Annotated in this window: 16 protein-coding genes; 13 read left to right on the top strand and 3 right to left on the bottom strand. The window is 44.1% G+C overall.

Annotation, left to right across the window (positions count from 1 at the left end; all coding sequences use genetic code 11):
- Nucleotides 1-21: 21 nt before the first annotated feature.
- From ACFSW8_RS11555 to ACFSW8_RS11545, 3 genes are read right to left on the bottom strand one after another with little or no spacing between them, the layout of a single operon-like run.
- Nucleotides 22-603, bottom strand: a complete 582-nt coding sequence (locus ACFSW8_RS11555; RefSeq protein ID WP_377086306.1) for a DUF4254 domain-containing protein — start codon at nucleotides 601-603, stop codon at nucleotides 22-24.
- Between the two features lie 4 nt (nucleotides 604-607).
- A complete protein-coding gene (locus tag ACFSW8_RS11550) occupies nucleotides 608-1,627 on the bottom strand; it encodes a glycosyltransferase family 9 protein (protein WP_377086305.1) in 1,020 nt (339 codons plus the stop codon).
- Between the two features lie 6 nt (nucleotides 1,628-1,633).
- Nucleotides 1,634-2,584 carry a glycosyltransferase gene (locus tag ACFSW8_RS11545; protein ID WP_377086303.1) on the bottom strand — a complete coding sequence of 317 codons (951 nt, stop codon included), beginning with the start codon at nucleotides 2,582-2,584 and terminating at the stop codon, nucleotides 1,634-1,636.
- 172 nt (nucleotides 2,585-2,756) lie between these two features.
- Between ACFSW8_RS11545 and rfbC the strand changes: the two genes are divergently transcribed.
- The 13 genes from rfbC to ACFSW8_RS11480 are packed head-to-tail and all read left to right on the top strand — an operon-like array spanning nucleotide 2,757 to nucleotide 14,042.
- On the top strand, nucleotides 2,757-3,311 hold the full coding sequence (rfbC, locus tag ACFSW8_RS11540) for a dTDP-4-dehydrorhamnose 3,5-epimerase (protein ID WP_377086300.1): 555 nt from the start codon (nucleotides 2,757-2,759) through the stop codon (nucleotides 3,309-3,311).
- A 2-nt stretch (nucleotides 3,312-3,313) separates the two neighbouring features.
- Nucleotides 3,314-4,372 carry a dTDP-glucose 4,6-dehydratase gene (gene rfbB, locus ACFSW8_RS11535; RefSeq protein ID WP_377086298.1) on the top strand — a complete coding sequence of 353 codons (1,059 nt, stop codon included), beginning with the start codon at nucleotides 3,314-3,316 and terminating at the stop codon, nucleotides 4,370-4,372.
- An 11-nt stretch (nucleotides 4,373-4,383) separates the two neighbouring features.
- Nucleotides 4,384-5,289 (top strand): dTDP-4-dehydrorhamnose reductase, encoded by a 906-nt coding sequence (gene rfbD, locus ACFSW8_RS11530; RefSeq protein WP_377086297.1) that lies wholly within the window; start codon nucleotides 4,384-4,386, stop codon nucleotides 5,287-5,289.
- Nucleotides 5,286-6,176 carry a glucose-1-phosphate thymidylyltransferase RfbA gene (gene rfbA / locus ACFSW8_RS11525; RefSeq protein ID WP_377086296.1) on the top strand — a complete coding sequence of 297 codons (891 nt, stop codon included), beginning with the start codon at nucleotides 5,286-5,288 and terminating at the stop codon, nucleotides 6,174-6,176. Before rfbD ends, rfbA begins: the two co-directional genes overlap by 4 nt.
- Nucleotides 6,177-6,188: 12 nt before the next feature.
- Nucleotides 6,189-6,635, top strand: a complete 447-nt coding sequence (locus ACFSW8_RS11520) for an acyltransferase (RefSeq protein WP_377091367.1) — start codon at nucleotides 6,189-6,191, stop codon at nucleotides 6,633-6,635.
- Nucleotides 6,632-7,045 (top strand): sugar 3,4-ketoisomerase, encoded by a 414-nt coding sequence (locus tag ACFSW8_RS11515; protein ID WP_377086295.1) that lies wholly within the window; start codon nucleotides 6,632-6,634, stop codon nucleotides 7,043-7,045. Before ACFSW8_RS11520 ends, ACFSW8_RS11515 begins: the two co-directional genes overlap by 4 nt.
- A 1-nt stretch (nucleotide 7,046) precedes the next feature.
- Entirely contained in the window at nucleotides 7,047-8,450 is a 1,404-nt protein-coding gene (locus ACFSW8_RS11510) for a glycosyltransferase family protein (protein WP_377178293.1), read from the top strand.
- A 12-nt stretch (nucleotides 8,451-8,462) separates the two neighbouring features.
- Nucleotides 8,463-9,575, top strand: coding sequence for a DegT/DnrJ/EryC1/StrS family aminotransferase (locus ACFSW8_RS11505; RefSeq protein ID WP_377086294.1), 1,113 nt, complete (start codon nucleotides 8,463-8,465; stop codon nucleotides 9,573-9,575).
- A gap of 44 nt (nucleotides 9,576-9,619) precedes the next feature.
- The gene (locus ACFSW8_RS11500) at nucleotides 9,620-10,720 is read left to right on the top strand and encodes a DegT/DnrJ/EryC1/StrS family aminotransferase (RefSeq protein ID WP_377178291.1); all 1,101 of its coding nucleotides are present in this window, start codon (nucleotides 9,620-9,622) and stop codon (nucleotides 10,718-10,720) included.
- Nucleotides 10,721-10,768: 48 nt separating this feature from the next.
- Nucleotides 10,769-11,461, top strand: a complete 693-nt coding sequence (locus ACFSW8_RS11495) for a WbqC family protein (protein WP_377178289.1) — start codon at nucleotides 10,769-10,771, stop codon at nucleotides 11,459-11,461.
- A gap of 1 nt (nucleotide 11,462) precedes the next feature.
- The gene (locus tag ACFSW8_RS11490; RefSeq protein WP_377086290.1) at nucleotides 11,463-12,767 is read left to right on the top strand and encodes a polysaccharide pyruvyl transferase family protein; all 1,305 of its coding nucleotides are present in this window, start codon (nucleotides 11,463-11,465) and stop codon (nucleotides 12,765-12,767) included.
- Nucleotides 12,739-13,245 (top strand): GNAT family N-acetyltransferase, encoded by a 507-nt coding sequence (locus ACFSW8_RS11485; protein ID WP_377178287.1) that lies wholly within the window; start codon nucleotides 12,739-12,741, stop codon nucleotides 13,243-13,245. Before ACFSW8_RS11490 ends, ACFSW8_RS11485 begins: the two co-directional genes overlap by 29 nt.
- Nucleotides 13,242-14,042 carry a sulfotransferase gene (locus ACFSW8_RS11480; protein ID WP_377086287.1) on the top strand — a complete coding sequence of 267 codons (801 nt, stop codon included), beginning with the start codon at nucleotides 13,242-13,244 and terminating at the stop codon, nucleotides 14,040-14,042. The genes ACFSW8_RS11485 and ACFSW8_RS11480 overlap by 4 nt, the downstream gene beginning before the upstream one ends.
- Nucleotides 14,043-14,052: the final 10 nt, after the last annotated feature.

The following is a 14,052-nucleotide window of genomic DNA, read 5'->3' as shown; positions in this document are numbered from 1 at the left end:
GTGTGATAGGGGAGGGAGAACCTAGGAGGTTTTGGCTTCGCGCAATTGGGGGTTGAGGCTTGCGTCATTATACATTTTAAATTGGTAGTAGACGCGGAAGCTACGGGTGCCACTAGCGACTTGCTCGAGGAGTTGGTCGAGAGCGAGTGCGAGGTCGGCAATTTGTTGTTTGATAACGCTGACTTTATGCGTGCATTTTGCGATATGCTCCTCGGAGGCGTCGGTACGGTCGACTTCTTCCTGCATATGGTATTCTTTGAGGGCAAGGATGGAGAGCCGGTCTATCATCATGCCGGGTGTCTCGGAATTAAATGGGACATCTGAGGTCTTAGGTTTAAGGTTCTCGACGAGGAACTTGTCCATTTTTTCGATAAAGTCATTGCGGCGTTGGTTGTAGCCGTCGATAGCACGTTTTGCTTTATAGATGGGCTCGTGTCCGATATCTTCTCTGCGTGCGATATCTTCCTCGTGCCATAGGAGGAAGTTGCACTTATGATTTTCTGTGAGGAGGGCGAGGAAATCGTTGTGGGTATTTTCTGGCTCTTGGTGGTGCCAGAGTGTGGTGAGTTCTTTTTGGATGTTGGTTATTTCCGGAGATTTCATGTGTTTAGAGAATGCGAGATGATGGGGGAGTGCGATGAAAATCGAAGGTTTGAGTGAATTTTTCTATCACTTCTTCAGGGGTGATGAGGCCGATAGAAGAATGGTGGCGTTGTTTTTCGGATTCATTTTCGAATTTGACGAGCATTTCAATGGTTTGGCCGAGGTTGAGTGGGGCGTGCGAGTCGGGGATACAGGGGCCAAAGAGTTCGATGAGTGGGCAGCCCATCGCCGCTGCTATATGGGCGGGGCCGGTGTCCACGGTGATGAGTCCAGCTGCGAGAGTGCTTGCTGCTTTAAGCTCAATGAGGTTGAGGTCTCGGGTATAGTTGTGGAGGTTAGGGAAGTTAAGTGGGGAAATGATTTCATCTACATAGTCAGATTCGGTTGGGGAGCCGATGACGAGGATTTGGGTGTTGGGGTAATTCTTAGCCAGGGACTGGATGACTGCTTGCCATTTATCGTGGCTCCAGAATTTGGTATTAGAGCTGCGGCCTACATCACCGCTGGTCATGGTTTTTTTATTCCCAGGTTGGACGAGGATGAAGTCACCATTGAGTTTCGGGGCTTTGTTAATGAGCGTATCGATCTCAGATTGGGTGGTATAGATATGTGGGGCGGCGGGAGGGGTGTGTGTGGGGCAACCAATTTCTCTGAGGCGGCGGTTAGACTCATGTTCCATTGCGTGGTGGTGTGGGGCAATGGAGGACAGCGGGAGGAACTTAAGGTGTCTTTGTGTTTTAGGTTCGGGGTGGAGATTGTAGATATCTCTATATTTTTTTGGGGAGAGGTCGTGTTTGAGTGAACGAGAGGAAGCGTTGAGGAATGGTGGGATTCCTCGTTTATTCAAGATGTAAATATCGTTGATGTAGGGGCAATCTTTGAGGACGGGGTATGTCCAGTTAGCTCCAGCGATAAGGTCAGGGGGGGAGCCGTCGCGTTCAGTGAGGGCTTTCAATGCAGGGGTAAGTAGTACTATATCACCGATACCTCCAAAGCGGGTGATGAGCGAGCGTGTTGCGGTCATGAGGGGTTATTGAGAGTTGAGAATATTTACGATGACTTCAGGTAGGTGGGTCCTGAACGTGGCATTGTTTTCCTCGAACCAGGTGTGCGCTTTGGCGCCCATCTGTTTTTTTGTCTCTTCTGGGAGTTGCATTAATTGGGTGAGTTTTTGTTCGAGCTGATGTGGGTCGACGTAGAAGTTGGTTCCAAGGTGTCTGGGCTCGGATTTGGAGATGGGAACGAGCGTGCCGCGGTCTGGGCTGATGAGTTCGTTCATGGGGGGGGCGTCAGTGGTGACCACGAGTGCTTTGCAGCTCATGGCCTCGACGATGTAATGGCCCCAGCCCTCGCTGAGTGAGGGGCAGAGGTGGATGCCGTGGCTATTTTGCAGCTTTTGAAGCTCAGCGTTCGAGAGGTAGTCAGTGATTAGGTCGACGTTGTCGGGGACGCTGGTAGGGGCGTTTGATGCGTGTTGGACGAGTGTGAGGCTTGGCCATTCTGGGTGTTTTTGCCAGAGCTCTAATAAGGTTTGAGTACCTTTTAGGGTGCTTTTGCCAGCAAGGTGGAAAAAGCGTTGGTAGTCCATGGCTCGGTCGGGGAGTGAGCGATCAGGTGAACTAAAGCCGATGTAATGGCTGGGGGCGAATTGGTTGAAGATATGTTCTGCATGGTGGGTTTTGCAGAGGACGGCGTGCATATGCTTCAGTTTTGGGGTGAGTCTATGTGGATAGCGTTCTTGGTTGGGGATCAGTAGATTATGTTTTGCTGTGCCGAACCAACGAGGGAATGTGCGTTCTAGGAAGATGTTTGCGTCGTATTGGGGGCGTTTAGGGAGGAGGGATTGGAGCCATGAGATGCCTCGGCTATGGCTGACGGTGACCTGCATGCCAGCGGCTTCAAGTGTCGCTTTGATAAGTTTAGCGTCTTGGTCTAATCCGACGCCATTACTGCGGCCGATAATGTTCAGTTTTAGAGGCATGAGATTGCGGCGAGAGTATTCGCAGCTTGCGTGAATGTGGAAGGATATTCTTTCTTTTTTGATTTGTGAGGATTGGCTCTTGAACTTGGGAATGCATCTCGTTAGGTTGCCATCCGCATGAGCTCCTTACACATACAAAAAATGAGAGCATGCATTACTCATCGATCTCTCAATGACCATAACTCCTACTGAAATACCAGACGTTTTGATCTTGAGCCCTAAGAAGCATGGAGATGCAAGGGGCTTTTTCTCAGAAGTATATAAGGAATCTGTGTTGGCTGAACATGGCTTTACTGAAGCATTCATTCAAGACAATCATGCTTATTCAGCTGAGGCGGGTGTCTTGCGTGGCTTACATTACCAGAGTCCACCATTTGCGCAGGACAAGCTTGTGCGCGTGGTTCGGGGTTCTATTTACGATGTTGCCGTTGATATTCGCAAGGGTTCAGCAACTTTTGGTAAGTGGGTGGGGGTAGAACTTTCAGCTGATAATTGGCAGCAATTGTTAGTACCGAAGGGGTTTGCGCATGGTTACTTGACACTGGAGCCAGATACAGAAGTGCTCTATAAGGTAACCAACCGTTATGCTCCAGAGTGTGACAAGGGAGTGCTATGGAATGATGCGGAGATTGGTGTCGATTGGCCACTGAAAGGGGAGCCCATTTTATCTGCTAAGGATGAAGTGCAGCCTCTACTCAGTGAGATCGAATTAGAATTTACCCTATAGCCATGAGCGTACCAACAATTATTGTAACAGGTGGGGCTGGATTTATCGGTTCAGCAGTGTGTCGTTATCTCGTCGAGAACAAGTTAGCTCATGTCGTCAATGTTGATGTGCTTACGTATGCCGCCAACTTGACCTCGGTTGCTCCTGTAGAGGACTCAGAGCTCTACAGTTTTGTGCAAGCAGACATTTGTGATGCTGAGGCGATGGCGGAGGTTTTCAAAAAGTATCAACCGCAGGGTGTGATGCATTTAGCAGCTGAATCTCACGTGGATCGTTCCATTACTGGAGCTCAGCAATTTATTCAGACTAATGTAGTTGGAACAGCGGTTTTACTTGATGCAGCTCTAGCGCATTGGCGTGGATTGTCTGAAGAAGAGGCCGAGAAGTTTAAGTTCCTATTGGTTTCAACTGATGAGGTATACGGTTCATTGGGTGAGGAAGGTTTATTTGAGGAGGTTACTCCGTATGATCCGTCGTCGCCGTATTCAGCCTCCAAGGCAGCGTCAGATCATCTAGCAATTGCTTGGCATCGCACCTATGGCTTGCCGATAGTTATTTCGAATTGTTCCAACAACTATGGACCATACCATTTCCCAGAGAAATTAATCCCGTTGATTATCCTCAATGCGTTACATCACAAGGAGTTGCCTGTGTATGGAGATGGCTCTAATGTGCGCGATTGGTTGTTTGTAGATGACCACGCTAAGGCGCTCTGGACAATTTTACAGACTGGTCGATTGGGGGAAAAGTACAACGTTGGAGGACGCAACGAGCGCACTAACTTGGAGGTTGTTGAGACTGTCTGTGGTTTGCTAGACGAGATGGTGGATACAGCTCCTGAAGGTGGGCATGCCTCATTGATTAAGTTTGTAACGGATCGTCCAGGTCACGATGCACGATACGCTATCGACGCCACGAAGTTGGAGGACGAGTTGGGCTGGAAGGCTGAAGAGAATTTTGACAGTGGGATTAAGGCGACTGTGCAATGGTACCTTGAGAATGAATCTTGGTGGCGCCCAATTCTTGAGGAAAAGTATGCAGGTGAGCGTCTTGGTCTCTAACTGATAAATTTATGTCAGAACCCCAAGTTAAGAAGGCAACCAAGGTTTTGGTTGTTGGACAGACTGGTCAGCTAGCAAAGGCGTTAGCTGATGCGGTACCGTTGCGTGAGAGTATCGAGATGACGGTACTTGGCCGACCGGACATAGATCTGACCAATCCAGGCTTAGTGCGCGAGGTTCTGAAACGTGTTAGGCCAGATGTAGTGGTAAATGCCTCTGCTTATACAGCAGTTGATAAGGCCGAGACGGATCATGAACTGGCGTATCAAGTTAACGCGCAAGGGGTCGAAGTTTTAGCTAAAGCCTGTGCTGATGGTGGAGCTCAATTCATCCATGTTTCAACAGACTATGTTTTTGATGGCAGTGGGACTGAGCCCTATAAGCCTGAAGATATGGTCTCACCATTAGGGGCTTATGGGGCTTCTAAGCTTAAGGGGGAGGAGTTGGCTTTAGCAGCCTTAGCAAGTTCAGTGATCATACGGACGAGTTGGGTTTATGGTGACGAGGGGAGTAATTTTGTATCCACGATGCTGCGCCTCGCTGAGTCTCGTGATGAGCTGGGTATAGTGGCTGATCAGTTGGGGCGCCCTACCTATGCGAGTGATTTAGCTGGTGCCATACTAGACATTGTGCCTGCGCTAGATGGCAGTCAGGGAGGAGTTTACCATTATTCGAACGAGGGGGAGGTTACTTCATGGCATGGATTTGCTGAGGCCATTTTTCGTACAAGCGAAGAGTATGGGGCGCGTGTTCCTGATACGGTTCGGGCGATTACGACTGCGGAATATCCTACACCAGCAAAGCGACCAGCGTGGTCGGTGTTGGATCTCGAAAAAATCAAAAATGTATTTTCCATTTCTATTCCTGATTGGAATGATTCACTAGCTACCTACTTTAAAAAGAAAGAAACAAAATGACAGAGGGATCAACAAAACCGAGGAAAGGTATTATTCTAGCGGGGGGCTCGGGGACGCGTCTTTATCCAGTAACGATAGCTGTAAGCAAGCAGTTGTTGCCCATTTACGACAAGCCGATGGTATATTACCCATTGTCAGTATTGATGCTGGCAGGGATTCGCGAGGTGTTGATTATTACGACACCGCATGATCAAAAGGCATTTCAAAGTTTGCTAGGTGATGGGTCTCAATTTGGGATGGATATTCAATATACCATTCAGGAACACCCTAACGGCTTGGCTGAGGCCTTCATTTTAGGTGAAGAGTTTTTGGATGGATCCCCAGTTTGTTTGATTCTTGGTGATAATTTGTACTACGGTCATGGGCTTTCTCAGACATTAAAAGATGCGAATACTCGAGACGGAGGTGCATCAGTGTTTGCTCTTCATGTCCATGACCCTGAACGATACGGGATCGTTGAGATGGATGAGCAAAATAACGCTTTATCGATCGAGGAGAAACCCGAGAATCCAAAATCAAGTTGGGCTGTGACAGGCTTGTATTTCTTTGATGAGCGAGCGCCAGAAATTGCTAAGCAGGTACAACCATCTGCACGAGGCGAAATTGAGATCACAGAGGTGATCGATTTTTATTTGAAGGAGGGATCATTGAAAGTCAATACGATGAGTCGTGGCATGGCGTGGTTTGATACTGGGACTCATGATTCGATGGTTGAGGCGATTGAATTTGTGAGAGCGATTGAGAACCGCACTGGGCAGAAAATCGCTTGTTTAGAGGAAATTGCGTGGGTGAATGGATGGATTGATGACGCGAAGCTTGCGGAGCATGCCGAGACTTACAAGAAGTCTCGCTATGGAGAGTACCTTAAAGCACTGGGTGATTTATAAATGAGATCTGTGATGATACATGAGAGTTCAGATGTGCAGACTGATCAAATAGGAGAAGGTACAACTATTTGGCAGTATTGCGTTCTTCTGAAAGGTGCACGTATTGGGAGTAATTGTAATATATGTTCGCATTGTTTAATTGAGGGCAATGTTAGTCTCGGTGACCGCGTTACAGTTAAATCTGGTGTTCAGCTTTGGGAAGGTCTGCGTATCGCTGATGAAGTCTTTATTGGACCAAACGCAACATTTACCAATGACATGTATCCAAGATCTAAAGCTTACCCTGATGCGTTTCTAGAGACTGTAATCGAAAAGGGGGCAAGTATTGGTGCAGGAGCAGTTATTCTCCCAGGGGTGGTGATAGGTGAGGGAGCTATGGTGGGAGCAGGAGCGGTTGTTACCAAAGATGTTCCCAAAAATAGCTTAGTGGTGGGAAATCCTGCAAGAGTTGTCAGATGAATAGAGACTTGATAAAATGGGTGAACTTTGATGTTAAGGGGGATGAGAGGGGCTCTTTAAATGTCATAGAGAGTAGCAAGGATGTCCCTTTTCAGATTGAGCGTATCTACTATATATATGGAACTCGAACTGGGGTGACTCGAGGATATCATGCCCATAAAGATTTGAAGCAAGTTCTGATCGCGATATCTGGATCCTGTAACATTAAGTTGGATGATGGTGAGTATTCAACAGTTGTGCATTTGTCATCTCCCGAGAGGGGCATTTATCTGGACTCATTGCTGTGGCGAGAAATGTCTGATTTTTCAAGTGACTGTGTTTTGCTGTGTATTGCGTCTTCTTATTATGATGAAGACGACTATATACGAGATTATGCTGAGTTTAAATCATATGTATTAAAGCGAGGGTAATATGGCTAATGTAGTATTGTGTTATTACACTGAGGTTGCTCAAGTTTTTTATGAGTCCCTTCAGAAAGAGTTGGTTGAATGTGGTAATAATGTGATACGCCTAAATTTAGGTGGCTGTATTAATAATGGCCGAGTGTTGAATGCTGAGCTAAATGAGATCCTTGAGTATTCACCTGATCTCATCATTAGCTTTAATAACGCCCTTTCTCTAATTGCTGGGTCGGAAGCTGTTAATGGCCCTGTATTAGTCTACGCGGCTGATACCCCTGAGCTTTTTTTCAATAAGGAGGAAATGCTTGCGCAGGATGAGCGTTATTTTTATGTGTCAACCCAGCCATGTGGTAAGCGTTTATTTGAGGATGTTATAGGAAGAACCTTAGTAGAAGGAAGTAGCCATTTTTATATCCCAGCCGCAACCTCTCTTCATGCTGAATCATTAGATGTGGATAAAAACTTGTCTTTCATAGCATCTAATCATTGTCAGAAGGATTTTATTGAGAATGAGCTGTTTTACGAACAGATAGGCTGTGATGTATATTCTTTGGTCAAGGGGAATTATTTTATATCTCTTGAAGAGCTTAGAAGTCAGATTGAGTATGAGGTTTCAGATGAGAACTTAAACGCTTTGTTGGGTTATGCAAAAGGGTATTATGCAGGTATAGTTAGAATGGATGCACTTAACGCTCTGTCTGATTTAGGGTTGGCTATTTATGGTGTTCGGTGGAGAGGTAGATCCACTTATTTTAATCCTGATGTTAGTCGGTGTTATAGGGGGAAGCCTATATCGACAGAAGAGGATAATGCTTGGGTTTATAATACATCAAAAATAGCTGTGAATATTTCCCATCCACAAGCAATTACAACTTTTTCTTGGAGGGTAATGGATATAATGGCATCAAATGCATGCTTGTTGATGGAGAAGAAGGACGACTGGTTAGATTTATTTGGTAGCTATTTATCAGATGAGGTGAAGTCTGCTATTATCTACGATGATCAATATGATATGAGACAAAAAGCAAAAGCTTTGTTGTCGAACGAGGAGTTGAGGTTGCGTTGCGTTCGTGAATGTCAGCACGCTATTGCCCAGAATGGGAGGTGGCCACACCGGTTCAATGAGCTTGGCGTTTTTTTTAATCTATCATTGTGCAATGAGGGAAGAGGTGAGGGGAAATATGTACAATTCATAGGTGAAGAGAAGAAGTTGGTTGAAGATATGGTACGCGGCATAGAGGACTGTAATAGGTTGAACTTCTTGAGTTCCTTAAGGCTGCGCATGCGTCTCAAGTGTGCATCTTATTCTTTTCTGATGATGATGGCTCAGATTCCTGTTTTGGATTCGTTACTTCAGGCTAAAAAGTGGCGAGGTCGCATGGTGGGAAAAATGCTAAAATACGCTAAAGAGTAAGTTTGTAGGTTTATGAATATCAAATTTTTGGATTTGAAAGCTGTGAATACACAGTATCGAGATGAGCTGGTTTCAGCTTGTGAACGCGTGATTGATAGTGGCTGGTATATTCGAGGCGCAGAGAGTTCAAAGTTTGAGGAGGAGTTTGCTAAATATTGTGGAACCAAGTTCGCTGTTGGGGTTGCCAATGGCTTAGATGGACTAGCTCTTATATTTAAGGCATATCTTGAATTAGGCGTTATGTCAGTTGGTGATGAAGTTATTGTTCCTGCAAATACTTATATAGCGACAGTTTTAGCTATCTCCGCTAATGGTTTGAAGCCTGTATTAGTGGAGCCCTGTAGTGATACTTGTTTAATTGACGTTTCAAAAATTAGAGAAAAAATAACTGACGCAACGAGGGTCATCATGCCTGTACATTTATACGGTCAATTATGTGACATGCAGGCCATTAATAGTATAGCCCGAGAGTATGATTTGAAGGTGATTGAAGATTCAGCTCAATCGCATGGTGCACGTACGCTGGGAGGTGTCCGCGCTGGAGCCTTAGGTGATGCTTCGGCGTTTAGTTTTTATCCTGGTAAGAATCTTGGAGCCCTCGGTGATGGAGGTGCTGTGACGACGAATAATGAGGAGTTAGCAGATGTTATTAGAGCGCTAGGTAATTATGGAGGGTCGGTCAAATATGTGAATGACTACCGAGGTGTGAATAGTCGTCTAGACGAAATTCAAGCTGCTATGCTGCGAGTGAAGTTGAGGCATTTAGACTCAGAAATAACTAGAAGACGTCATGTAGCAAAACGTTATCTGTCAGAGATTAAAAATGATAGAGTCGTCTTGCCGCAATGTCTGCAAGATCAATCGCATGTCTGGCATTTATTTGTTGTTCAATGTGAGTTACGGGAGGAATTAGTACGTCATCTCGAAGAAAAGGGAATACAAACTGTTATACATTATCCGATTGCGCCACACAATCAGGAGGCATACGCTGGTGCGTTTGAGGGGCTGAATTTCCCTGTTACAGAGGCACTTGAAAGGAGTGTACTTTCTTTGCCTATTTCACCTGTGATGAGTGATAAGCAGATAGGGGGCGTTGTGGATGCTGTAAATTCATACGGAGAATGAGTTTGTTGAAATATTGCCCAACTATAAAGCTAGTCTAGTAAATAATGTCTTCGATCAATGTAACTCGCTCGATTTTGCCACCTATCGATAAATATATCGAATATGTTAGGTCTATATGGGAGAGTGGGCAGTTAACTAATAATGGACCATTGGTTAAAGAGTTTGAGCTACTGTTAGCTACAGAATTTGGGGTGAAACATGTTGTGCTAGTTAGTAGTGGGACGGTTGCTATTCAAATCGCATTGAAGGCCTTAGGCATAGAGGGAGTTGTTTTGACAACCCCGTTTTCATTTGTTGCAACGAGTTCTGCGATAGCGTGGCAAGGCATTGAATTTGATTTTGCAGATATCGATGCCGAATCTCTATGTTTATCACCAGATAAGCTGTCCGAACAAATGAGTCCTGATGTAGGGGCTATTATGGGTACACATGTTTTCGGTAACGCTTGCGATATAGAAGGAATTGAAAAGATCTCAAAAAAGTGGGGAGTGCCAGTTATTTACGACGCGGCTCATACATATGGTGCAACTTACAAGGGAAGAAGTTTAATGGCATATGGAGACGTTTCAATTTTGAGTCTTCATGCTACGAAATTGTTTCACAGTGTAGAAGGAGGGGTTCTCGCCACAAATGATGAATCATTGGCGAAGAAGTTTTCATATATGAGGAACTTTGGATTCGCTAGTCCTGAGGCTTTTCAAGGCGTTGGTATTAATGGAAAGATGTCTGAGTTTCACGCAGCAATGGGCTTAAGTTTATTGGGAAATATGTCAGAAGTAATATCAGCTAGGATTGAATTGGTTGATCTGTATGATTCGTATTTCTATGAAATAGAAGAAGTAAGTCGACCTGTGCAATCAGATCATGCGATCAGCAATGCAGCATACTATCCCATTATATTGCCAAGCGAGACAGCGGTCTTGGGAGTTCTGAAAGAGTTGGAGTGTGAAGGTGTTTTTGCGCGACGGTATTTTTACCCTTGTTTGACAGAGCTGCCTTACTCCAGAAAAAGTGATGTGCCGATAGCTGAGGACATCTCTTTGAGGGTTCTGTGTTTGCCTCTGTATTATGGTTTGACCAATGAAGAGGTGGTGAAAATTGTAAACTGTGTAAAAATGTATTTTTCTAGCTGTTTGTCTAAGTAGAGAGTTGATGAGTTTCTTGAGTTATAGATGTCTATGAAGTGTGCCATAATGCAGCCTTATTTTTTGCCTTACATTGGCTATTTTCAGCTCATTCAAGCTGTTGATGTCTTTGTGGTATATGATGATATTGAATTCACAAAACGTGGATGGATTCATAGGAATCGCTTGTTACTTAACGAGAAAGTATCCCCATTTTCAATTAATCTAGAAAAAGCCTCAGATTATCTGATGGTTCGTGATAGGAAGATTTCAGAGGAGTTTTCGAAGACGCGCAAAAAGCTATTGTCTAAAATTGAGCAGTCATACAAAAAAGCTCCATATTTTGATGAAACTTACCCTCTTGTTAAAGAATGTTTTCTGAGTGATTGCAGAAATTTATTTGATTTTATATTCCATTCAATTGTGACGATGTGCTCTCATTTGAACATTGAAACAAAAATAGTAATTTCTTCTCATCTGAAAACTGAGGGAGAGCTATTGCGGCACAAGTATAGAGTGTGGGATTTGTGCTCTAAGGTTGATTGTGACTCATATATAAACTCTGAAGGGGGGCGGAAGCTCTATGATAAATCGGAGTTTGAGAAGCAGGGGATGTGTCTAAGTTTTTTACAAACAACATTAGAGGCCTATCCTCAGTTTGGGGGGGGAGAGTTTGAACCAGCGTTGTCGATTGTAGATATATTGATGATGAAGGGGCGAGAAGCAGTGATTAGAGACTTGAATAAGTATTTTTTAGATTAGTATGAAGACGATATTAGTGACAGGGCAGTGCACATTACATTGGGGGAGGTTAGAGTATGGAAATATTGGAAACTATTATGTAGCGGAGCCTTTGTTTCGTGAGCTAAGGAAGGTATTTCCAGATGCCGAGGTGCGTACTACATTTCAAATGTCGGATGCATTTTGTGAGAGAGAAGGTATTACTAGGCTTCCAATGGAGCTCTATTATGGTTGGGATGATCTAGACCTAGAAACAGCTGAGAGAGAATATCAAATAACGAAGAGTTTCGCTGAGGGGGGGCAGCTGGCTGAGCAGACTCCCTACATTGAGGAAGTTTTGAACTGTGATTTGTTTGTTGATTTTAGTGGAGATATTTGGGGAGACAATGCCGACCTTGTGGGACCGAATCGTTTTTATATAGGCTTATTGAAAGATCGAGTAGCACAGTTATTGGGAAAGAAGACGGCTATGATAGCAGGGTCACCTGGTCCATTCACAAACCCTAACACACTGCCACTAGCACAAGAGGTTTTCAAAAATTTTGATGTTGTAACGAACCGAGAAGAGATAAGTATCAAAGTGCTTCGCGACCAAGGGTTTGAGATCGATCATGTGCATAGCTGTGCTTGTCCTGCATTTCTATTTGAACCATCTAGTGTAGAAGTAATCAGTTCTTTACTAGAGGCGGAGGGTTTAATGCAGAATAAGAGGCCAGCAATTGGTTTTGTTTTGTGTGGTTGGAATATGACCGAAGGACCGTATACGAAATGGCCGCGCGACGATGCTGAGTACGATGAGTTTACACAACTAGTAGGACATGTGCTTGAATCCACTGATGCAGATATTTACTTTATGTCTCACTCTAATGGATTTGAATTGCCTCCTAATTTTAAATTGATTCAAGGGCGGGATCAGCCTTTTGCCCAACAAATGTACGAGATTGCATTGAAACAAGGCTGGGAAAAAAGAGTTCATGTTGTGGGAGCTACTTTTTTACCACCGCAGATGAAGGGTGTCCTTGGTAATTTGGATGCCTTAATTAGTGGCAGAGTTCACGCAGCGGTCGGAGCGCTAGCGCAGAATGTTCCTACACTAGTTATTGATTATGGACATGAGCCTAAAGCACACAAATTAAGGGGTTTTGCAAGGGTTGCTGGAGTGGAAGAGTTCTTGGTTGACCCTGCTGATGTAGATAAAATGAAGGCGAAGTTTTCCAAGATGTGGGATAATAGAGAGCAAATCCATGATGAATTAAGAGAGCGGATGAAAGTAGTAAGAAAAATGTCTAGGGAGAACTTTGAAATACTCAGTAAGTCACTTGCCTGAACAAATTAAAATAGAGTTGGGGACGGCGCCCCCATGTGGAGGGTGGGTCAAACGTGTGACGCATTTACTCCAAGTCATGGACGGAGATTTTAAGCCCAAGCTTAGCAAGCTAGTCAATATTAGTGACTATGCACAAAAATTGTGTTCTAATGCTAATGTTTATATGGCAGTGCACGGTTCAAGAGATATTGGGATGATTGCCTTTTATGTAAATAACGAGATTAAGGGGGAGGCGTTTTCGTTTATATCAACAGTCTGCGTCACACCAGAGTCTAGAGGAGGGGGAGTCGCTCAAGAGCTTATGCAAAAGGCTTATGAACATAGTGTAGCTGTTGGTTGTAAATCAATTCTACTTGAGGTGTCTGAAAAAAATGACAGGGCTGTGAAATTGTATAAAAAAAGCGGCTTCTATCAGACTGATAAAAAGGGATCCTATATAGGAGGGCTTATTTATCGGAAGGACTTTTTAACTGCATGAAATCTGAAAGCGTGAGTATTTTTAAGTTATTTAACAGAGGTAAAGGGGGGAATGTCGAGGAGGGTTTTGACTGTGGTAAAGTTGGTGAGCCTGACTCGGAATTATGTGACACAGCTAAACAAAAGGGGAGCGTCACAAAAGTTTTTTGTATTGGTAATAACAAAACAGGAACAACTTCGATAGAGTCATTGTTGCGAAGGCTGGGGTACAAAATGCCTGACCAAGGTGAACAAGAATTAAAGGTCGTAGAAGCCGTTCAGCAAGGGGATTTTCAACCGTTAAAAGAATTGTGTGACAACTATCAAGCATTTCAGGATCTACCTTTTTCACAAGGTGAAGTGTACGCAAATGTCGATAGCCTTTATCCAGGGAGTAAATTTATTCTGACCGTTCGAGATCCCGATGCGTGGTATGACAGCCTTGTTCGATTTCATTTAAATACAATACTGAAAGCTGTTGGGGTGTCAGATGTGGCTGATGTAGTCGAGGATACTTTTAAAGATAAGAACTTATATATTCGCGAGAATTATCTTTATAATGTGGCCAAAAGACATGTTGCCGCGGTGTCTGATGGGGAAGTTTTGTACGAGTGGAGTAAGCTCTATGATAAAAATAATAGGGTTTCTGAATATATTTCTAGGAATGAGCGTATTATTAAATACTTTCAAGATAGAAAAAATCAGTTGTTGGTAATTGACCTTACAAAGGAAGAAGATGATTCCAAGCTGTTACGTTTTCTTGGCTGTGAGGGTGAAAAAAGTTCGAGTGTGCCTCATTTGAATTCTTCTAAGTGCTGATTCTCAGCTT

Source organism: Rubritalea tangerina, from assembly GCF_042683245.1.
GTDB classification, from domain to species: domain Bacteria; phylum Verrucomicrobiota; class Verrucomicrobiia; order Verrucomicrobiales; family Akkermansiaceae; genus Rubritalea; species Rubritalea tangerina.
Note: the sequence above shows the minus strand (reverse complement) of the source record. Positions and strands in the feature narration are given on the sequence as shown.